This window comes from Aldersonia kunmingensis (genome assembly GCF_001646865.1).
Lineage (GTDB): Bacteria > Actinomycetota > Actinomycetes > Mycobacteriales > Mycobacteriaceae > Aldersonia > Aldersonia kunmingensis.
On the sequence record NZ_LRRB01000131.1, the window covers coordinates 1 to 20,453 of the forward strand.

General features: G+C 66.3%; 17 protein-coding genes. 11 read left to right on the forward strand and 6 right to left on the reverse strand.

Annotated features, from left to right (window positions below):
• The 8 genes from A8G08_RS10335 to A8G08_RS10370 all read left to right on the forward strand — a co-directional run.
• The coding region (locus tag A8G08_RS10335) for a vWA domain-containing protein (RefSeq protein WP_068273438.1) at positions 1 to 1,116 on the forward strand (1,116 nt) is incomplete at its 5' end.
• A gap of 56 nt (positions 1,117 to 1,172) precedes the next feature.
• Positions 1,173 to 3,203, forward strand: a complete 2,031-nt coding sequence (locus A8G08_RS10340) for a bifunctional copper resistance protein CopD/cytochrome c oxidase assembly protein (protein WP_068273439.1) — start codon at positions 1,173 to 1,175, stop codon at positions 3,201 to 3,203.
• Positions 3,204 to 3,477: 274 nt separating this feature from the next.
• Positions 3,478 to 3,963 (forward strand): single-stranded DNA-binding protein, encoded by a 486-nt coding sequence (locus A8G08_RS10345; RefSeq protein ID WP_245672764.1) that lies wholly within the window; start codon positions 3,478 to 3,480, stop codon positions 3,961 to 3,963.
• Between the two features lie 72 nt (positions 3,964 to 4,035).
• Positions 4,036 to 5,709, forward strand: a complete 1,674-nt coding sequence (ettA, locus tag A8G08_RS10350) for an energy-dependent translational throttle protein EttA (RefSeq protein WP_068273442.1) — start codon at positions 4,036 to 4,038, stop codon at positions 5,707 to 5,709.
• Positions 5,710 to 5,734: 25 nt separating this feature from the next.
• On the forward strand, positions 5,735 to 6,157 hold the full coding sequence (locus tag A8G08_RS10355) for an acyl-CoA thioesterase (RefSeq protein ID WP_068273444.1): 423 nt from the start codon (positions 5,735 to 5,737) through the stop codon (positions 6,155 to 6,157).
• A 50-nt stretch (positions 6,158 to 6,207) separates the two neighbouring features.
• On the forward strand, positions 6,208 to 11,082 hold the full coding sequence (locus A8G08_RS10360; RefSeq protein ID WP_068273446.1) for an NAD-glutamate dehydrogenase: 4,875 nt from the start codon (positions 6,208 to 6,210) through the stop codon (positions 11,080 to 11,082).
• 14 nt (positions 11,083 to 11,096) lie between these two features.
• Complete coding sequence (locus tag A8G08_RS10365) at positions 11,097 to 11,546, forward strand: acyl-CoA thioesterase (RefSeq protein ID WP_281182138.1); 450 nt, start codon at positions 11,097 to 11,099, stop codon at positions 11,544 to 11,546.
• Positions 11,539 to 12,225, forward strand: coding sequence for a DUF8010 domain-containing protein (locus A8G08_RS10370; RefSeq protein WP_068273447.1), 687 nt, complete (start codon positions 11,539 to 11,541; stop codon positions 12,223 to 12,225). Before A8G08_RS10365 ends, A8G08_RS10370 begins: the two co-directional genes overlap by 8 nt.
• Before the next feature lie 63 nt (positions 12,226 to 12,288).
• Here the strand turns inward: A8G08_RS10370 and A8G08_RS10375 are convergent, their stop codons facing one another.
• The 5 genes from A8G08_RS10375 to A8G08_RS10395 all read right to left on the reverse strand — a co-directional run bounded on the left by A8G08_RS10375 (position 12,289) and on the right by A8G08_RS10395 (position 17,637).
• Positions 12,289 to 13,353, reverse strand: a complete 1,065-nt coding sequence (locus A8G08_RS10375; RefSeq protein ID WP_068273449.1) for an ABC transporter substrate-binding protein — start codon at positions 13,351 to 13,353, stop codon at positions 12,289 to 12,291.
• A gap of 6 nt (positions 13,354 to 13,359) precedes the next feature.
• Entirely contained in the window at positions 13,360 to 14,298 is a 939-nt protein-coding gene (locus tag A8G08_RS10380; protein WP_068273452.1) for a TauD/TfdA dioxygenase family protein, read from the reverse strand.
• 35 nt (positions 14,299 to 14,333) lie between these two features.
• Complete coding sequence (locus A8G08_RS10385) at positions 14,334 to 15,260, reverse strand: TauD/TfdA dioxygenase family protein (RefSeq protein WP_068273454.1); 927 nt, start codon at positions 15,258 to 15,260, stop codon at positions 14,334 to 14,336.
• Between the two features lie 316 nt (positions 15,261 to 15,576).
• A complete protein-coding gene (locus tag A8G08_RS10390) occupies positions 15,577 to 17,184 on the reverse strand; it encodes a glycoside hydrolase family 13 protein (protein WP_425394548.1) in 1,608 nt (535 codons plus the stop codon).
• Positions 17,185 to 17,241: 57 nt separating this feature from the next.
• A complete protein-coding gene (locus A8G08_RS10395; protein WP_068273466.1) occupies positions 17,242 to 17,637 on the reverse strand; it encodes a globin in 396 nt (131 codons plus the stop codon).
• Between the two features lie 221 nt (positions 17,638 to 17,858).
• On the opposite strand from A8G08_RS10395, the gene A8G08_RS10400 reads away from it, so the two are divergent.
• The 3 genes from A8G08_RS10400 to A8G08_RS10410 are packed head-to-tail and all read left to right on the forward strand — an operon-like array spanning position 17,859 to position 19,320.
• Complete coding sequence (locus tag A8G08_RS10400; RefSeq protein WP_084436090.1) at positions 17,859 to 18,551, forward strand: HNH endonuclease; 693 nt, start codon at positions 17,859 to 17,861, stop codon at positions 18,549 to 18,551.
• A gap of 48 nt (positions 18,552 to 18,599) precedes the next feature.
• Positions 18,600 to 18,860, forward strand: coding sequence for an aa3-type cytochrome oxidase subunit CtaJ (gene ctaJ / locus A8G08_RS10405; protein ID WP_068273458.1), 261 nt, complete (start codon positions 18,600 to 18,602; stop codon positions 18,858 to 18,860).
• On the forward strand, positions 18,847 to 19,320 hold the full coding sequence (locus A8G08_RS10410) for a DUF5130 domain-containing protein (RefSeq protein ID WP_068273462.1): 474 nt from the start codon (positions 18,847 to 18,849) through the stop codon (positions 19,318 to 19,320). The genes ctaJ and A8G08_RS10410 overlap by 14 nt, the downstream gene beginning before the upstream one ends.
• A gap of 69 nt (positions 19,321 to 19,389) precedes the next feature.
• Here A8G08_RS10410 and A8G08_RS10415 read toward each other — a convergent pair.
• Positions 19,390 to 20,453, reverse strand: a 1,064-nt coding sequence (locus A8G08_RS10415; RefSeq protein ID WP_187344454.1) for an ERAP1-like C-terminal domain-containing protein, incomplete at its 5' end; no start/stop codon positions are given.

A 20,453-nucleotide genomic window follows, 5' to 3' on the forward strand; every position in this document is an offset into this window, starting at 1 on the left:
GGCGGGCGGGGAGTCGTCGTCCCTGCGGACGGTTCCGGTGTGTTCGTCGCGGCGCTGCGGCTGAACCGCCCGACACAGCGCTCGCAGCTGTACTGGACGGCACGGCTGGCGCTGCTGAACCGGGTCGAGGATCTGCCCGCGTTCGATGCGGTGTTCGGCGCGACCTTCGACGAGTCGGTGCTCGCGGTCGACCCGGTGGCCCGAGGGTCCGCGCGGGATAGCAGGACATCGCGTTCGAGTGACGCCGAGGACGATGGCAATGCGACCGAACCGCTCGGCTGGGTGACGCGCGCGGAAAGCGCCGACCCGAGCGCGTTCGAAGGCACGGCGACGGCGTGGGGTTTGCTGCCGAGCAGGTTGGCGCGGAGAGCCGACGAACCCTTCACCGATTTCGACCCCGCGGATCTGCGGCTGCTCGGAACTTGGCTGGAACGCTCCGCCGCCAACTGGCCCACTCGGCGGACGTTCCGCCGCGAGCCACACAACCGCGGCACCCGCGTCGACCTGCGGGCCACCATGCGCGCGTCTCGCTCGACCGGATGGGAGCCGATCCACCTGACCCTGACCCGGCCGCGACGGCGACCGAGGCGAATCGTGCTCGTCTGCGATGTCAGCCGATCCATGCAGCCCTATGTCGCGATGTACCTACATCTGATGCGCGCCGCCGTGATGCGGCCGAGCGCACACCGCGCCGAAGTGTTCGCATTCGCCACCTCGCTGACGCGGCTGACCGCGGTCCTGTCACATCGCAGTGCGGAGGTTGCGCTCGCGCGCGCCAACGAGCGTGTGGTGGACCGCTACGGCGGCACACACATCGGAACGAGCCTCGCCGCGCTGCTCGCCTCGGCGCACGGCAATGTGCTGCGCGGAGCGATCGTGCTGATCGCCTCCGACGGCTGGGACAGCGACGAACCCGACCGGCTGACTGCGGCGATGACCCGGATCCGAAGCCGCGCGCACCGAGTGGTGTGGCTCAATCCCCGCGCCGCCGATCCGGCGTTCGAACCGCGGGCGCGGGCGATGGCGGCGGCACTGCCGTTCTGCGATGCGGTTGTGCCCGCTCACTCGCTCGACTCCGTCTACGACCTGTTTGCGGTCGGCGGTCCGTTGGCCTGAGTCGGATCCCGAGACGTGATACAGGCCATTTCCGCAGGCCACCTATTCTTGGAGCCATGGCATCACCCGACGTTGCGTCCTCATCGAGCGAGATGAGGACCGCAGAATCGGGTTCGGGCCCGCTGTTCGCGGTCGCCGCGGCGGTCGCCGGTGTGGTCGCCGCACTGGTGGTCGCATTGTCGGCGTCCGAGGCACTCGAACTGCTCGGCATTCCCGATCCCGGTCCACTCACCATCTACGGACTGCCCGCCGTGCGAGCGTTCGGCGAGGTCGCGGCAGTTCTGGGCATTGGCTCGGCGCTGCTGGCCGCATTCCTGGTGCCGCCTCAGCGCAGCGGGGTCCTCGATGTCGACGGCTATCGGGCGATTCGCTTTGCCGGCGCCGCGGCCCTGCTGTGGGCGGCGTGCGCGCTGCTGCTCGTGCCGCTGTCCATCTCCGACGCGTCGGGTCAGCCGCTCCGCGAGGTCCTTGTCCCGGAGAACCTGTGGAACGCATACGGGCAGGTCGAGGCCGCCTCGGTCTGGACGTGGACGGCTGTGCTGGCGCTGCTGTTCGCGATTGGGTGCCGCTCGATCCTGCGCTGGGGTTGGACCCCGGTGCTGCTCGCGCTCGGCATTGCCAGCCTCATGCCGCTCGCGCTGAACGGCCATTCGTCCGCCGGCGGATCGCATGATCTCGCGACCAACAGCCTGATCCTGCATCTGGTTGCGGCATCGCTGTGGGCGGGCGGACTGTTCGCGGTGCTCGCGCATGCCCGACGCGGTGGCGCGCATCTCTATGTCGCCGCGCGCCGGTTCTCGCACATTGCCACTGTCGCGCTCGTCGTGATGGCGTTCAGCGGGGTGGTCAACGCGCTCGTTCGCATCCCGTTGTCGGACCTCTTCACCACCACCTACGGCCGACTGATTGTGGCCAAGACGATCGCGCTGATCCTGATCGGCTGCGTCGGCCTGATGCAGCGGCAGAAGGCACTGCCCGCGCTGGCAGCCGACCAGACCTCGCGCGGCGCGCTGATTCGATTCGCCGGTGTCGAGGCGATGCTCTTCGCGGCGACGATCGGACTCGCCGTCGGCCTCGGGCGAACGCCGCCGCCGGCCGATATCAATCTGGATCTGACTCTCACCGAGGCCGAACTCGGCTACAACCTCGACGGCCCGCCGACGCTGGCCAGTCTGGCGTTCGACTGGCGCTTCGACCTGATCTACGGCACCGCCGCGATCGTGCTCGCCGTGGTCTACGTGCTCGGAGTCCGGCGACTACGCAAGCGCGGTGACGCGTGGCCGGTCGGGCGCACCGTGGCGTGGCTGTTCGGCTGCGCGGCGCTGCTCATCGCCACCTCGTCCGGCATCGGGCGGTACTCGCCCGCGATGTTCAGCGTGCATATGAGCGCGCACATGGCGATATCCATGCTCGCGCCGGTGCTGCTCGTGCTGGGCGGACCGGTCACCCTCGCGATGCGAGCGCTGCGGCCGGCCGGACGCGACGGTGTACCCGGGGCGCGCGAGTGGCTGCTCGCCGCGGTGCACAGCCCGGTGTCGCGGTTCCTGACTCATCCGCTCGTCGCATCGTTCCTGTTCGTCGGCGGCTTCTACGCCCTCTACCTGGGCGGCATCTTCGGCGCGAACGTCGACTCGCACACCGCTCACCTGCTGATGAACCTGCACTTTCTGCTCAGCGGCTACCTGTTCTATTGGGTGGTGATCGGTATCGACCCCGCGCCGCGACGCCTCGAACCGATCACCAAGCTCGCGATGGTCTTCGGCTCCCTTCCGTTCCACGCCTTCTTCGGTGTCGTGCTTATGCAGATGGACACGGTGATGGGCGGCTGGTTCTACCGCGGCCTCGCCCTGCCGTGGAACTCCGATCTGCTCGCCGATCAACGAACCGGCGGTGGCATCGCCTGGGCGACCGGCGAGCTGCCGCTCGTCCTGGTGATGCTCGCGCTGCTGATTCAGTGGTCGCGCGCCGACGATCGGGCCGCGAAGCGAATGGACCGGGCCGCAGATCGCGACGACGATGCCGCCCTCGCCGCGCACAACGCGATGTTCAAGGAGCTGGCGAAGCGGGATCACGAGCAGGGGCTGTAAGTCTCTCCTCGTGCTCGCGGTCCGGGGTGATCACGAGCAAATGGCACCGTCTGACGGCGCGTCGGGGGCCATATGTTCGTGATCAACGGGACCGGAACCCAGCAGGCAACGGGACGGGTGCGGAACAACGTCGGCGTCGCGTGCGCCAGCAGAACCCACCGACACGGTCTGCCCTCCCGGGCACCGAATCGCGAATCTGTGCACAACTTTCGAGTTATCCCCAATCGGGAATTCGTACTGCCACAAGCGCTTCCCGGGCGGGAAGGTGATCGGTGTGAGCACGGGGGTGCTCGCAGACCGAACCAGCACCTGGGGGGACGAAATGTACGAGGCACACGCGGCAGTGGTGGGCACGGTTATCACCGAGCCGGTCCGGCGCACGATGCGCAACGACGAGGAAGTGCTGAGCTTCCGGATGGCCAGCAACGCCCGCCGCCTTGACCGGGGGAGCGGCGAGTGGGTGGACAGCGGGACGCTGTATTTGAGCGTGAGCTGCTTTCGCCGGCTCGTGGATAACGTGGATGCCTCGATCGGGCGAGGCGATCCGATCATCGCCTACGGGCAGCTGCGCACGAACCGGTACATCACGCGGGACGGGGTCGAGCGGACCGATCTCGAGATGCGGGCGAACGCGATCGGCCCGGACCTGTCGCGATGTGTCGCGGTAGTGCAGCGGGCCACCCCGAACGTGACAAGCATCCCACCGCAGGCCGCTATGGAGGCGGACGAAGAGCCGGTGGTCGAAGCGGTCGGTGCATGACGATCCGGGACGCCCACGCACGCCGGGATGCCGTGGCAACCGGCGTGCTCGGGCACCGATAGGCTGTGAGCCATGCCGGAGTTCATCTACACCATGAAGAAGGTGCGCAAGGCGCACGGTGACAAGGTCATCCTCGACGACGTCACAATGAGCTTCTACCCAGGGGCCAAGATTGGCGTCGTCGGCCCCAACGGTGCCGGTAAATCCAGCATTCTCAAGATCATGGCGGGCCTCGACCAGCCCAGCAACGGCGAGGCGTTTCTCGATCCGGGCGCGACTGTAGGCATCCTCATGCAGGAGCCGGCCCTGAACGAGGAGAAGACGGTTCGCGGCAACGTCGAGGAAGGCCTCGGCGAGATCAAGGTCCAGCTCGATCGCTACAACGAGATCGCCGAGCTGATGGCCACCGACTACTCCGATGAGCTGATGGAGGAGATGGGCACCCTGCAGGAGGCCCTCGACCACGCCGACGCGTGGGACGTCGATTCGCAGCTCGAGCAGGCGATGGACGCGCTGCGCTGCCCGCCGCCGGACGAGCCGGTCACCCACCTGTCCGGTGGCGAGAAGCGTCGTGTCGCGTTGTGCAAGCTGCTGCTGTCCAAGCCCGACCTGCTGCTGCTCGACGAGCCGACCAACCACCTCGACGCCGAGTCGGTGCTGTGGCTCGAGCAGCACCTTGCGTCCTACCCGGGCGCGGTGCTGGCCGTCACCCACGACCGGTACTTCCTCGACCATGTGGCCGGCTGGATCTGCGAGGTCGACCGCGGCAAGCTGCACCCGTACGAGGGCAACTACTCGACCTACTTGGAGAAGAAGGCCGAGCGGCTCGAGGTTCAGGGCAAGAAGGACCAGAAGCTGCAAAAGCGGCTCAAGGAAGAACTCGAATGGGTGCGGTCCGGCGCCAAGGCCCGCCAGACCAAGAGCAAGTCGCGCCTCGCGCGTTACGAGGAGATGGCGGCGGAAGCCGAGAAGCACCGCAAGCTCGACTTCGAGGAGATCCAGATCCCGACGCCACCGCGTCTGGGCAATGTCGTGGTCGAGGTCGACCATCTCGACAAGGGCTTCGACGGTCGCGTGCTGATCAAGGACCTGTCGTTCACGTTGCCACGGAACGGCATTGTCGGCGTCATCGGCCCGAACGGCGTCGGTAAGACCACCCTGTTCAAGACGATCGTCGGACTCGAGGAACCGGACTCCGGCACCGTCAAGGTCGGCGACACCGTCAAGCTGAGCTATGTCGACCAGGCACGCGAGCAGCTCGACCCGAAAAAGTCTGTGTGGCAGATCGTCTCCGACGGACTCGACTTCATCGAGGTCGGTCAGAACGAGATGCCTTCGCGCGCCTACGTCAGTGCTTTCGGCTTCAAGGGCCCGGACCAGCAGAAGCCTTCAGGCGTGCTTTCCGGCGGTGAGCGCAACCGGTTGAACCTGGCGCTCACGCTGAAAAAGGGCGGCAACCTGATCCTGCTCGACGAGCCGACCAACGACCTCGACGTGGAAACGCTGAGTTCACTGGAGAACGCGCTGCAGGAATTCCCGGGTTGTGCGGTGGTCATTTCGCACGATCGCTGGTTCCTGGACCGGACCTGTACCCACATCCTTGCCTGGGAAGGCAACGTGGACGAGGGTCAGTGGTTCTGGTTCGAGGGCAACTTCGAGGCCTACGAGGCGAACAAGATCGAGCGACTCGGCGCCGACGCCGCCCGCCCGCATCGTGTCACGCGTCGCAAGCTGACGCGCGACTGAGCGAAGGGAGTGCGAGGACACTCGCATGGCAAAGACTTATACGTGCGAGATCGAGGTCCGGTGGGCCGACTTCGACCAATTGGGGCACGTCAACAACGTGAAGTACCTCGAGTATGCGCAGGAAGCGCGGATCAGGTTCTTCGCCGCGTGCCTGCAGGAGGCCTTCGGCCGTCGTGAGTCTCGGATGGTTATCCGCAAGAACACCATCGAGTACCTGCTCCCTTACGACGACCTCACCGAGCCGCTCCACATCGATATCGAATTGATCCATATCGGTCGCACCTCTTATACCGTCCGGCACCGAATGCACAACGCATCCGGTGTTGTCTTCGCGACGGCCGACGCGATCATGGTGAACTTCGACCCGAGAACTGGAAAAAGCGTTGCACTGTCCGGCCCGGAACGTTCCGCGCTGGAGGACTACCTCGTGGAGGAAGCTGTGCACTGACGCCCCGCGTGCCCTGGCCGAAGTCGAGGTGATTTCGAGGTGGACCCACGATGACTGTTTCGCAGGATCGCACCGCTACCGAATGGGCGGCGCGGCTTCCCGACACTTTGCGTCAGGACCTTGAAGAACTCGAGGCGGCCTACTTCAGGCACGTGGACAAGGGCGGGGGCGTGGACAGCGCCCCAGCCCGGGTGTTTCGCAAGCATGTCGAACTGGCCTTGCAGCGCCCGAGCGGCGGGGCGGCGTGGCGGGTCTGCCGGCCCGGTGACGAGTCCGATATCGGCGCCGCCGTGCAGATCGTCATCGACGACATGCCGCTGCTGGTGAAGTCGGTGACCTCAACCCTCTCCCGGCTCGGAGCGATCCTGTCCGAGTTGGTCCACCCGATCTTCGAGGCGAGCCGCGACGATTCGGGCGGTTTGCAGCGGGTCGTGCCGCACGAGGTGGACGGTGCTCCTCCGCAATTCGAGCTGCGCGAATCCTGGATGCACCTGCAGTTGCATCCCTCGACCGCTCCCGGAGTGCTTGACCTGATCGAGGCGGCGATACCGGATCTGCTTGCCGAGGTACGCCAGGTCGTGGACGACAGCGAGGCGCTGCGCAACCGGGCTCACGAGGTCGCCGCGGAACTCGACCACACCGCTGAAACCGGCAACGCGCCGTTCCCCACCGAGCGGCTCGAGCGCTGCGCCGACCTGCTGCGCTGGTTGTCATCCGGGCATCTCACGATGCTGGGCTACGCCCGCTATTCCGACGGCGACGATCCGGCGCCGGGCACCGCGCTCGGCGTTCTCCGCGCCGGTGCAGGCCTCGCGACCGGGATCGAAGTTCCGGGCCCGGTCGGCCGCGACGAGCAGTCGCTGCTTGTGCTGACCCAGGGCTCCGAGCCGGCGATGGTGTACCGCTCCGTGCACCCGTATTTCATCGGCGTCAGCGCCTTCGATGAAGACGGACGAGTCTCCGGGCGCCACTTGTTCGTTGGTGTTTTCACCGTGACGGCCCTGCATGAGAACGTGCTCGATATCCCTGTCATCGAACGGCGGGTGCGCGACGTCATCGAGCGGGCCGGTTTCGATATCGAATCCTTCTCCGGGCAGGCGATGCTCGAGGTCATCCAGTCCTTCCCGCGGTCCGAATTGTTCTCTGCGAGTACAGAAGCGCTCTTCACGATCACCACCGCTGTGCTCGATGTGAATCTGCGGCGCGAGGTCCGGCTGTTCCTGCGCGAGGACACATATGGCCGGTTCGTTTCGTGCCTCGTCTACCTTCCGCGCGATCGCTACAACACCAGGGTTCGCCTCGGCATTCAGGAAATCCTGGTTCGCGAGCTCGGCGGCGGCTCGATCGAATACTCCGCGCGAGTCACGGAATCCGACCTTGCCAACCTGCATTTCACCGTGCGGCCCAGCGGTGACGTGCGCGTGCTGCGCGCCGATACCTCGGAAGCCAATCGGCTGCGCATTCAGGAATTGCTCGCCGAGGCGAGCCGGACCTGGGATGACCACCTTGGCGACGAGGTTGTCGCCAACGGCAAGCTCGAACCCGCGCGCGTGCAGCAGTACGCCGACGCCTTCCCCGAGGCGTACAAGGAGGATTTCGACCCGCGGCGTGGGGTGCGAGACATTGTCCGGCTGGAGCGGTTGCGAAGAGGCGCAATCGATTTGCGGGTGTACCGCGATCCAGATGGTGAGCGCGGACACTGGCGTCTCGGGCTGTACATCTGCGGCAGCGGAGTGTCGCTCAGCCAGGTGCTGCCGGTACTGGTGAGCCTCGGCGTCGAGGTGCTGGACGAGCGGCCCTACGAGGTCGAGCTGGCCGACGGAGGCGAGTACTGGATCTACGACTTCGGGCTGGTTGCGAGCGCGGAATTGCTGCGCGGAGCGCTCGACCCGAATCTCGAGTCATCCCTTCTGGACACCGAGGCGGGACGGGAAGGCGCCGAGCAGGAAGCCGGCCAACTGCAGACCCGATTCATCGAGGCGTTCGAGGCGATCTGGTTCGCGCGCGCCGAGGCCGACCGCTTCAACGAACTCGTGCTGCGGGCGGGGCTGGATTGGCGCGAGGCGGCGGTCCTGCGCACCTACGCCAAATACCTTCGCCAGGTTCTGTTCCCGTACATCCCGAGCAATATCGCCCGAGTGTTGTTGGCGCATCCCGCGATTGCGCGCCTGTTCATCGAGTTGTTCACGGCGATGTTCGATCCCGACCACGCCTCGGCGCAGCGCGCAGATGAGGTGGAGGAGCAGCTCCGTGGGCATATCGACGAGGTCGTCAGCCTCGATGTAGACCGGATTCTGCGCGCGAACCTCGCGCTGATCAAGGCGACCCTGCGCACGAACTACTTCGTCGTCGATGCCGAGGGGTTGCCGCAGCCGTACCTGGCGCTCAAGCTCGAGCCCGAGACACTGGACGAATTGCCGCGGCCCCGGCCGAAGTACGAGGTGTTCGTCTATTCGCCTCGGGTGGAGGGTGTGCACCTGCGGTTCGGCGCCGTTGCCCGTGGTGGGCTGCGCTGGTCGGACCGGCTCGAGGACTATCGCACCGAGATTCTCGGCCTGGTCAAGGCGCAGGCAGTGAAGAACGCGGTAATCGTGCCGGTCGGCGCGAAAGGTGGTTTCGTGCTGAAGGATCCGCCGGCACCGACCGACGACGAGGCCGCGGACCGGCAGGCCCTGCGGGAAGAGGGCATCGCCTGCTATGGCCTGTTCATATCCGGCCTGCTCGACCTTACCGACAACCTCGATCAGCGCACCGGCGAGGTGATCCCGCCGGCGCGGGTGGTGCGCCGCGATGGCGACGACACCTACCTTGTGGTCGCCGCGGACAAGGGCACAGCCACGTTCTCCGATGCCGCGAACGAAGTCTCGGAGCGATACGGATTCTGGCTGCGTGACGCATTCGCCTCCGGTGGTTCGGTGGGCTACGACCACAAGGAAATGGGCATCACCGCGCGCGGCGCGTGGGAGAGTGTCAAGCGGCACTTCCGGGAGATGGACCGCGACTGCCAGGCGCAGGAATTCACGGTGGTCGGCATCGGCGACATGAGTGGGGACGTGTTCGGCAATGGCATGCTGTTGTCCGAGCACATCCGGCTCGTCGCCGCCTTCGATCACCGTCACGTGTTTCTGGATCCGAATCCCGTTACTGCTGAATCGATTACGGAGCGGAGGCGACTGTTTGGGCTGCCGCGCTCGTCGTGGGCCGATTACAACGCCGAGCTGATCAGCGAGGGCGGCGGCGTATGGGATCGCACTCGAAAGTCGATCCCGGTCAGCCCGCAGGCACGCGAGGCGCTCGGTCTGGCGGAGGACGTGACCGCGCTCTCGCCGCCGGAGATGATCAAGGCGATCCTGCGCGCTCCGGTCGATCTGCTGTGGAACGGCGGCATCGGCACCTACATCAAGGCGAGCACCGAGTCGAACGCGGACGCGGGGGATAAGTCGAACGACGCGGTCCGCGTGGATGGGCTCGATTTGCGCGCAAAGGTGGTCGGCGAGGGCGGCAACCTCGGCATCACCGCACTGGGTCGAATCGAGTTCGCGCGCAACGGCGGCCGGATAAATACGGATGCTCTGGACAACTCGGCGGGTGTGGACTGCTCCGACCACGAGGTGAACATCAAGATCCTGCTCGACCGGCTCGTCGTCAGCGGCGAACTACCGGAGGATGAGCGAAACGCGTTGCTGGTCAGCATGACCGACGAGGTCGGGCGGCTGGTCCTCGCGGACAATATTGCGCAGAACTATGTGCTCGGGCTGTCGCGCTCCGACGCGGTGGCGTTGCTCAATGTGTATCGCCGCGTCATCGACGACCTCGAGCGTCATCGCGCACTGGACCGGGCGCTCGAGGCGTTGCCGAGCGAACACGAATTCGCTCAGCGCCGGCAGGACGGCGAGAGCCTGACCTCGCCCGAACTGGCGACGCTCATGGCCCACGTGAAGCGGGCGGTGAAGGCAGATCTGCTTGCCAGCGACGTGCCCGACAGCCGGGTCTTCGCTAGGCGGCTGCCGGGGTATTTCCCTGCGCCCCTGCGGAATCGGTTCGCAGGTGCCATCGATTCACACCCGCTGCGGAGGCAGATCGTGGCGATGCTGCTCGCGAACGACGTGGTCGACCTCGGCGGGATCAGTTTCGTTTATCGGCTCTCCGAGGAGGCGGGTGCGTCCACCACCGATGCGGTGCGCGCCTTCGATGCCGCGAGCGAGATCTTCGGCCTGCCCGCGGTGTGGGAGCGCATCCGTAGTGCACCGGCCTCCACCGCGGTTCTCGACGAGCTGGAACTCGAGTCGAAGCGAACCCTGGACCGGGCGTCTCGATGGCTGCTGGGCAACCGGCCGCAACCACTTGCGGTCGGCGCCGAAATCAACCGGTACCGCGCGCAGGTCGCCGAACTCGCGCCCAGAGTGCCGGACTGGATGTGCGGATGGCATGTCACCGATACCGAGAACCGAGCACACGCCTACGTCCGCCGCGGCGCACCCGCCGCGCTTGCGGGTGAGGTGACCGGGCTGCTCAATCAGTTCCCGCTGCTCGACATCATCGATATCGCCGACATCACCGATCGGGACGGCGATGAGGTCGGTGCGTTGTACTACGCGCTCTACGACCATCTCGGCATCGACTGGATGCTCGTCGCCGTCGCCGACCTTGCGCGCGGTGATCGATGGCATGCGCTCGCCCGCCTCGCGCTACGCGACGATCTGTACGGTGCGATGCGTGCGCTCACGATGAACGTGCTGGTTGGTGGCGACCCGGACGAAGACCCGCAAGAGAAGATCGATGAGTGGGAGTCCACCAATCAGTCCCGGCTCGGTCGTGCGCGCACCGCGCTCGCGGAGATCTTCGAATCGGGCACCTACGACCTGGCAACTCTTTCCGTCGCCGCGCGCCAGGTTCGCAGCATGGTCAGCGGCGTCGGTACGTAGTCGGAGGTTGTGCGTTGAACGAAGGTCGGCCCGGATTCCACAGCAAGGTCGAGGTGCGCTGGTCGGACATGGATGTCTACCAGCACATCAACCATGCCCGGATGGTCACGCTGCTCGAAGAGGCACGGATCCCGTGGCTGTTCCACGACAACCGGCCAACCGTGGCCTTGCAGGACGGCTGCGTCCTCGCAGATCTGCACGTGAAATACCGCGGCCAACTGCGCCACGAAGACACGCCGCTCGACATCGTCATGTGGGTTGAGCAACTGCGGGCCGTCGATTTCACGGTCGCCTACGAGGTGCGTGGCGCGGGCGCCGACCCGAACGCGCCGGCGTCGGTGGAGGCGACGACGCAACTGGCCGCATTCGATATCAACACCCAGCGACTGCGCCGATTGAGCGCGGCCGAGCGCGATTACCTCGCGCAGTTCAAGCGCGACGGCGCGGCATCCGACCGTGGCTGAGCGGACCCTTGTCGTTGCGGACCCGGGCGAGCGAGAGAACCTGCTGTCTTTCCTGACCCACGCGGTGCGCCTGGACGAAGCGGCAGTGGTGCGACTGCGCCGCCGCGCCGATGGCCGCGTGGCGGCTTGGGTGGCAACGGGTTTCGATGTTCTCGCGCAGCGCGCGGTGGAAGCCGAGCTCACCCCCGAGGACGCGACGGTCGCCGCCGGCGAACTGCTGGCCACGCTGTCGGGACACAAGGGCGGGGAGATCGCGCTGGGTTTCGCGATGGATTCGGCCTGGCGCGGGGCGCTGCCGCCCGAGCGGGGCTTCGTGCACGTCGATGACGTACCGGCCCGCGAGCTGGTTGACTTGGCCCGTCGCGGAACCGAAGTGGCACAGCAGCATTCGAGTTCGCAGGGCCCGCCGGCATCATTGCTCGATCAAGAGGTGATCGAGGTGAGCGGCAATGGGGAGACCGTCAAGATCCCGATGCGAGTGGTGTTCGCGCTCGTCGGCATGGGGTTCGTGCCGCACTCCGGTGACGACGGCGCACCCACCCCGGAACTCGATCTCGGCAGGATAGACCCCCACGAAATCGTGCGGGTGCGCTGCGAGCGGAACTGGCTCAGGCTCGATGCGCGCTATGGCTCGGTGAGCAAAAGGCGCACTGCGACCACATCGCTGCTCATCGGCTGAAACACCGAAACCGGCCTGGCGCGGATCGTCGCGCCAGGCCGGCCTGGGTGAGAGCGGATCGCACTACTTGGATGCGAGCGCGTTCCCCTCGGAGTCCGCGTCCGGCTTGTAGGTGCCGTTGGCGTACGGGTTGTACTCGTTGGTGAACAGGGTGTTGACGTCGATCCCTGCGGGCAGTTCGCCGAGACGGACCGCCTCGTCGACCCACAGGCTGTACTCCTCGGCGTGGATCACCCCGCCCGGCGTGGGCACACCTGCACTCTTCCAATGCTGGACGTAGTCGGTGTTCTCGGCCCGGCCGCGCGCGTTGATGATCTCCTCGTACTTGGCGATCACCTCCTCACGCGTATGGGTTTGCGCCCATCGGATCGCGCGCGCGGTGCCCTGGACGAAGTCCCGGACATCATCGGGATTGCTCTCGAGGTAGTCGTCGCGCACCACGAAGCTCGAGATCGCGAGACTTCCGATGAGGTCGGTGTCGCGGAAAAGCTCGTGCAGGCCGCCGTGCTCGAGCGCCACGTCCTTGATGATCGTGCCCAGATTGCCGACGTCGATCTGCTTCTGGTGCAACGCCTGCTCGGTGTTGACCGGCGGAACGACGAGGAACTCGACCTGATTGATCTCGTTGTCGGACAAGCCTTCCCGGTGCAGCCATTCCTTGATCGCGTACTCGTGGTACGCGCCGAGGGTGTTGATCCCGACCTTCTTGCCGATCAGGTCACGCGCGGTGTTGATACCGCTGCCCTCGAGTGAGTAGTAGCCCTGGAAGGTGTCGGCGTCCGATCCCACGTCCGACAACACCGCGGTGACCTTCGAGCCGGCCTGTTGCAGCTTTGCCACCGAACCGTTGAATGCGCCGCCGATGTCGACCTGGTTGGTCGCCACCGACTGGATGTCCTGCGGCCCGGAGGTGGTGTCTCCCTTCCACTCCAGTGATACGCGCTCGAAGTAGCCGAGGTGATCGGCGAGTTCGTACCATCGCACCTGGCTCGGCGAACCCTGGTACCGCAGCACGGTCTTGCCGTCGGCCGTGGTCTGGGAATCGTCCGAGCTCGAACCACAGCCGGCGACCAGCGCCACTGCGGCACTCGCGACGACGGCCAGTGCTGCGAAACGTCGGAGATTCATCGCGGACTACCGCCCCACGAACTTGTCACCGGAAAGGGCGGTCGACGGGTTGCCGTCGACGCCAACCGGGACGTCGCCCTCGAGCGTGGTGCGGTAAAGCACGCGCGTGATGTCGAGGTGGTTGACATCGCTCGGCGCGAGATGCGCCGTCGCCCGGTTGTCCCACACCGCGATGCTGCCGTCGAACCAGCGGAACCGCACGGTGTACGCCGGGTTGGTCACCTCGTCGAAGAGCAGGTCGAGCAGGGCATCGCTCTGCTTGGCCGACAAACCGACAATGCGAGAGGTGAAGCCGGGGTTCACGAACAGGATCTTCTCGCCGGTGACCGGGTGCACGCGCACCACCGGGTGCTCGGTGACCAGCGGGTTGTCCTGGGTCTTCTTGGCGTAGCTGCTGCCCGGAGCCCAGATCGGGCGGCGACCACCGAACCGGTGCTCGGCGCGCAGTCCGTCGACGAACTCCTTGAGCGATTCCGGCAGGTTGGCGTACGCGGCCGCGAGGTTGGCCCAGCTGGTGTCGCCGCCGCGCTTCGGAGCGATGTGTGCCCGCAGCACTGTGATGGCCGGCGGGTTGATCAGCGCGCTGACATCGGTGTGCCACTCGTTGGTGTAGCTCGCCGCTTTGATACCGAACTTCCGCTCGTATTCGCGGTTGTCGACGGCGAGGATCTCTGGGAACTCGGTCGGTGCGTCGTCGTCGTACGGGTGGGACGACGTGACGCGGCCGAGCTGACGGGAGAACGCAACGTGCTCGGCGTGCCCGATGTGCTGATCCCGGAAGAACAGCACCTTGTGGCGGTGCAGTGCGTCGGTGACCGCGCGCACCTGCTCCGGCGGAAGCGGCTGGGACAGATCGATATTGCGGACCTCGGCGCCGATGTACCCGGCGACGGGGAGGAATTCGAGATCGGTGTCGACGGCGGACGGGCTATCGATAACAGTCATGTCAGGAAAGGCCTTTCAGGAGTGAGGTTTTCGGTTCAGGCAAGGAACGGGTCACCGGAAATGGAGCGCGAGCTGCCGCCATCCGCACCGACGGGGACATCGCCTTCGATGGTGGTGCGGTAGAGCACCCGAACCACGTCGAGGTGATCGAGGTCGGTGGGGGCGAGGTGGGCGGTCGCGCGGTTGTCCCAGACGCCGAGGCTGTTCGGCGTCCAGCGGATCCGCACCGTGTACGCGGGGTTGGCGATCTCATCGAAGAGCAGGTCGAGAATGCGATCGCTCTGGCGCGCGTTGAGCCCCACGATGCGGCTGGTGAAGCCCGGCGAGATGAACAGGGCACGGGCACCGGTCACCGGGTGGACGCGGACGATCGGGTGCTCGGAAATGATCGGGATCGTCTTGGCCTTGGTGTCGCTTTCCGAGCCCGCGACCCACCGCGGTGCGCGGCCGCCAAAACGGTGCTCGGCGTAGCTCGAATCGAGGAGCTTCTGCAGCGAGGCGGGCAGGTTCGCGTACGCGGCAACGAGATCGGTCCAGGTGGTGTCGCCACCGACCTCGGGGACCAGCTCGGCCCGCAACGTCGTCACCGCGGGCGGGTTGATCAGCGCGGTCACATCGCTGTGCCAGAAGTTGGCGTAGCTGTAGCTCTTCGTGCCGGCCTTGGCCGCGTACTTGCGGCTGTCGACCTCGAGAATTTCCGGGTACCCCGCCGGTGCCTTGTCCTCGTACGGGTGCGCCGGAGTGACCTTGCCGAAGGTTCGCGAGAAGCGGATGTGCTGGGTGTGGTCGAGCGGCTGATCGCGGAAGAACAGCACCTTGTATTCGAACAGTGCGTTACGCAGCCGTTCGGCGTTCTCGGGCGAAATCTCCTCGGCGAGAGAGATTCCCGAGACATCGGCGCCGAGGTATCCGGCGATTGGTGCGATATCGAGATCGGTAGAAGTGGACACAGCCAGGGACATGAATAACTCCTGTTGGGTATGGGCAGACCCGTCGCGGTCGCGAAAATGACGCGACGGTGAGCGCATGCCGAAACTGCATGCGAGGGAACAGATGTCAGCGCAACAAAATGCGCGCGGAACTGATGGAGCGCTCCGCTGCACTGTGCCCAATGAGGTGGAAGGGGCTGGCTGCGCCGCTTTAGGGGGCGGTGTGGCTACAACAGCGCACACCGCTGATTGCAATACTCACGAAGACAATTGTGCGCATGGTGCTTCCGCGCGACAACAATTACTTCGAGCGGCGAGTTTTATTGCCCACGCGCACGGTGCGCGGAAATCAGACAAGCCAGGCGGCCGAGTTCGGCGCCAGTTTCCCGTCGACGAGCGGCGCGCTCGAGAGCAGCAGGCGGCCGGGTGGGGGCGGGACCGGATGTTCCGTGCCGTTCAGCACGCAGAAGAGTCCGCCGCTGCGCCGGAATGCGAGGCATTGCGGCGGCGCCGGGAACCATTCGATCCCGTCGCCGGACGCTTCCGGTCGGCGGCGCCGCAATTCCAGTGCCGTTCGATACAGCGTCAGGGTCGAGGCGAGGTCCTCGAGTTGTGCCTCCACGGTGAGTCCCGACCAATCGGCCGGCATGGGGAGCCAGGGACCGTCCGGGCCCGAGGTGAAGCCGTATGGGGCCTTCGTGCCCTCCCACGGAATGGGGACCCGGCATCCGTCGCGCCCGCGCTCGGTGTGCCCCGAGCGTTCCCACATCGGGTCGCGCAGTGCCTCGTCCGGCAGATCCACATTGGGCAGGCCGAGTTCGCTTCCGTTGTAAAGGAATACGACTCCGGGGAGGGCGAGTTCCACGAGCGACATCGCGCGTGCCCGGTCCAGTCCGACCTGACCGTCGCCGTAGCGGGTGACCTCGCGGTCCACGTCGTGATTGGACAGCGTCCAGGTCGGGGTCGCGCCGACCGGGTCGACGGCGCCGATCGAGTGGTCGATCGCTTCCCGAATGTCGGTGGTGTCGAAATCAGCTTGGGCCAGCCGGAAATTGAACGCCAGGTGCAATTCGTCGTGCCGGACGTACCGACCGAACCGCTCGCCGTCGTCCACCCACACCTCGCCGACCGCGACCGCGCCGGGGTACTCGTCGAGAACCTTTCGAATGTTGCGATGAATCTCGTGCACGCCGTCCTGATCGAAGCGCGGGTCATCGGCCGCACTGCCGAGCAGCGTCGGGTCCTTGTCGGGATGCTCCATATCTGCCAAGCCGTCGGGCTTCGCGAGTCCGTGCGCTACATCGATCCGGAAACCGTCCACGCCGCGGTCGAGCCAGAACCGCAGAGTCCGCGCAAGATCATCGAAGATCTCGCGATTGCCCCAATTCAAGTCGGGCTGCTCCGGGGCGAACAAGTGCAGGTACCACTGGCCCGGAGAACCATCCGGCTCGGTGATTCGGGTCCATGCCGGGCCGCCGAAGACACTGCGCCAGTTGTTCGGCGGTTCCGCTCCGCTCGCGCCACGACCGTCGCGAAAGAAATAGCGCTCCCGCGCGGGGCCGCCCGGGGCTGCGGACAGCGCTTCCAGGAACCACGCGTGCTGATCGCTGGTGTGGTTGGGCACCAGGTCCATCGTGACCCGGATACCGCGCTCATGAGCGTCTGCGATCAGCGCGTCGAACGCCGCGAGATCGCCGAACAGCGGATCGATATCGCGCGGGTCGGACACGTCGTAGCCGTGGTCGGCCATGGGGGAGCAGGTGACAGGGCACAACCAGATGGCATCGACACCGAGCAGTTCGAGATAGCCGAGTTTCTCGCGCAGGCCGTCGATGTCGCCGACCCCGTCACCATTGGAATCTGCGAACGAGCGCGGATACACCTGATAGACCACCGCGTCCCGCCACCACTCGGTGGCGGACCGGTCGGCCGAGGTTGCCAGGTCGACTTCGGTCACAACCGCATAGTGCCAAAGGATGCCGACCTTGGCAGGCCCAATCGGCGGTTGCTGACGTCAGATCGGTGCGTTGACCAGTGAGTTCGCGGCCATTTCGAAATAGTCGATCAGTGCCTTGCGGTGCGCGTCATCGATTTCGTGGGTACCGATCGAGTCGACGGCGATGTACATGCACCGCAGCCAGGCATCGCGCTCGAGGGCGCCGATCCGGAACGGCATATGCCGCATCCGCAGGCGAGGGTGGCCGCGCTCGTCGGAATAGGTGCGCGGGCCGCCCCAGTACTGCTCGAGGAACATCCGGAACCGGCGCTCGGCCGGACCGAGGTCCTCTTCGGGGTACAGCGGGCGCAGGATCTCGTCCTTGGCGACTTCTTCGTAGAACCGGCCGACCAACCGGTCGAAGGTATCGGCACCGCCGATCGCCTCGTAGAAGCTCTGTTCGGGGTTGGTCATCGGTGCGGCGTCATCCTCTCGGGGGTCGGATAGCGACACCGCCATTGTGCCTCTTGGTCCGCGACGCCGATGTCCGGGACAAGCCAGCGTGCATCCCGCCCGCGCCGGATTGTGCGGCGGTCATCGGCTGTTCACCTGATGTCCTGCGACTTTGTGCCAAATACGGCGTGCATCTGCCGCGTATCCGTGTTCAACTCATGAGACGACTCCGCGGAGGCCGCATGACTCATCGATCCAGCGCTCGAGCCGAGCACGCCCGAGCTGACCATGCCCGCAAGCATCGACAACTCGAGCCCACCGATGCCCATAATCCGGCGTCGGGGGCCAATTCCCGCCAGGTCTATCCCGAGACATCGTCTCCTCCGCTGCTCTCCGCCGATGAGAGCGCGGTTCCAGGGTGGGTGAAGCGCCGGGTCCTGCTTCTGAACGCGACCTATGAGCCGCTCACCGCCGTCCCCGTTCGCCGCGCCGTCGTTCTGCTCGTCTGCGAAAAGGCGGATCCAGTCCACGAGGATCCCGAAGGCGCCGTCCTGCACTCAGCGGAGCGCACGGTCACTGTTCCGTCGGTGATCAGGTTGCGAAATTACGTGCGAGTGCCCTACCGCGCCCGCATTCCCATGACTCGCGCAGCGCTCATGCACCGTGACCGCTTCCGGTGCGCCTATTGCGGAGGCAAGGCCGAGACAATCGACCACGTCGTGCCGCGCAGCCGGGGTGGCGACCATTCCTGGGAAAACTGCGTCGCGAGTTGCGCCTCGTGCAACCACCGCAAGGCGGACAAGCTGCTGAGCGAATTGGGCTGGACGATGCGCGCGAATCTGGTGCCGCCCAAGGGGCCGCATTGGCGCCTGCTGGCGACGACAAAGGAACTCGATCCGTCGTGGTTGCGCTATCTCGGAGAGGGCGCCGCCTGACCGGCGGGTAGCCCCGCGACACACGGTGCGGTCGACTACCGTAAGCGTGTGAGCATTCTCGAGACAGTGCTGATATTCGGGGTAATCCCGTTGGCCGTGTACGCGTTGATCGCCGCGTTGTCCGTGATGGGCAAGAAGTACGCCGGCACCGCGCCCGTCCATTACGACCTGGGGTCGCAGTGGACGCACGAGCCGGTCCTGTGGAGCGCGGTGGACGAGGTCACCACGCACGCACATCACGGCGGACATGCGGCCATCGAAGCCGCGCCTGCAGATCTGATCGGAGGCACGGCAAGTGGCAAGTGGTAGCAACAATTGGCCGGCGGTCATCGAAGACGAGCTGCCGCTCGGTTCGGTTGTCACCTCCAGCGGCCGGGTGTCCTCCGTGCACCGCGCCGGTGAGGAGTTCCCGGAGCTCCCGTTCACGCAGCGTGAGCTGATCGCGCTGGACGTCGCACTCATCGACGCCACCCGCGCCACCAAGGTGCGGTTCAACGTCTACGTGGGCGACCTCGGCGCCGATCCGGCAGCGGGTGTGGCCGCGATCTTCCCGCACACCCCGGAGGCCGAGCGTTCGGCGCTCATCGCGGTGTCGCCGAACGAGCGCGCCGTCGAGATCCGGTCCGGCCGTGCCGTCGCCGATCGCGTCACCGACAGCATCGCGCAGCTCGGTGTGACCGCCGCGGTCGCGTCGTTCGGTCAGGGCGACCTGATCGACGGCCTGGTGTCCGCGATCCGCGTGATGACCGCTGCGATCGTGAATTCCTGACCGCAGCTTCTCGAACCAACAACGGGTCGGGCACGCACCGAAAGGTGCGCGCCCGACCCGTTCTTCGTGTCAGCTCGCGTCGAAGGCGCGGGCAGCGAGGGAACGCACAACACCCGCGCGGCCCTCGACCACCAGGCGTCGCAGCGCGGCGGGATGCTCTTTCGCGAGGAACTCGTCCGCCACGGCGAGAGCCTCCTCGCTGATCACCCACGAGGGGTAGAGCCCGATGACAACCGTCTGCGCGACCTCGCTCGACCGCCGCTCCCAGATGCCGGGGATGGCGTCGAAGTAGCGCGGCAGGAAACCTTCGAGCAGTTCACCCTGACCCTGTGGCGCGAATCCACCGACGATCGCGCGGGCGGTGATGTTGGCGACCGAATCGTCGTCCATCACGGTGTTCCAGGCGTCTTCCTTGACCACGGCCTGCGGCCGGGTGGTCGCAGCCGACGCCGCCATCCGCTTGCCCGCGGCCGTGTTGTCCCGCGCCAGCTCGGCGTCGATGAACGGCTTCTCCAGGCCGTCGGCGTCGATCTCGCCGGCGGCCGCGAGTGCCGCCACGATCCTCCAGCGCAGGTCGGTGTCGACCACCAGGCCGGGCAATCCCACCGTGGCAGGGTCCGCGTCGAGCAGCTCCTGCAGCACCTCGGTGTGCCAGGCGGCCAGCACCGAGCTGGTCAGCGCGTTGACGAAGGCGAGTTGGTGGTCCGAACCCGGCTCGGCCTCACGCGCGAGCTCGAGCAGACGATCGGCGAACCGCGGCCAGCCCTCGTCCTTCGCCCACGCCGGATCGCCGTAGGCGCCGAGCGCCGTTTGTGCCTGCATGATCAGGCGCTGGGTGACGCCGACCTCGGTTTCCGCGCCGACGCCACGCTCGACCAGCGCGACGAAATCGCGTGCCTTGAACTCCGCCTGCCGCGTCATCTCCCAGGCAGCAGACCAGGCCAGCGTGCGGGGGAGCGGGTCGGCGATATCGGCGATGCGAGCGATGAGAGTCTCGAGCGATTCCGGATCCAGCCGCACCGAGCAGTAGGTGAGGTCGTCATCGTTGATCAGGACGAGCTTGCCGCGCGGAACACCGACCAGCTCGGGTACGTCGGTGCGCTCGGCGGCAATGAGGTCGAGCTCGATTCGCT

Bases quoted from the DNA above. Each gene is read 5' to 3' on its own strand.
- A8G08_RS10340 (WP_068273439.1), top strand. From the start codon at position 1,173: ATGGCATCACCCGACGTTGCGTCCTCATCGAGCGAGATGAGGACCGCA.
- ettA (WP_068273442.1), top strand. From the start codon at position 4,036: ATGCCGGAGTTCATCTACACCATGAAGAAGGTGCGCAAGGCGCACGGT.
- A8G08_RS10355 (WP_068273444.1), top strand. From the start codon at position 5,735: ATGGCAAAGACTTATACGTGCGAGATCGAGGTCCGGTGGGCCGACTTC.
- A8G08_RS10360 (WP_068273446.1), top strand. From the start codon at position 6,208: ATGACTGTTTCGCAGGATCGCACCGCTACCGAATGGGCGGCGCGGCTT.
- A8G08_RS10375 (WP_068273449.1), bottom strand. From the start codon at position 13,353: ATGAATCTCCGACGTTTCGCAGCACTGGCCGTCGTCGCGAGTGCCGCA.
- A8G08_RS10380 (WP_068273452.1), bottom strand. From the start codon at position 14,298: ATGACTGTTATCGATAGCCCGTCCGCCGTCGACACCGATCTCGAATTC.
- A8G08_RS10385 (WP_068273454.1), bottom strand. From the start codon at position 15,260: ATGTCCCTGGCTGTGTCCACTTCTACCGATCTCGATATCGCACCAATC.
- A8G08_RS10395 (WP_068273466.1), bottom strand. From the start codon at position 17,637: ATGACCAACCCCGAACAGAGCTTCTACGAGGCGATCGGCGGTGCCGAT.
- A8G08_RS10400 (WP_084436090.1), top strand. From the start codon at position 17,859: ATGACTCATCGATCCAGCGCTCGAGCCGAGCACGCCCGAGCTGACCAT.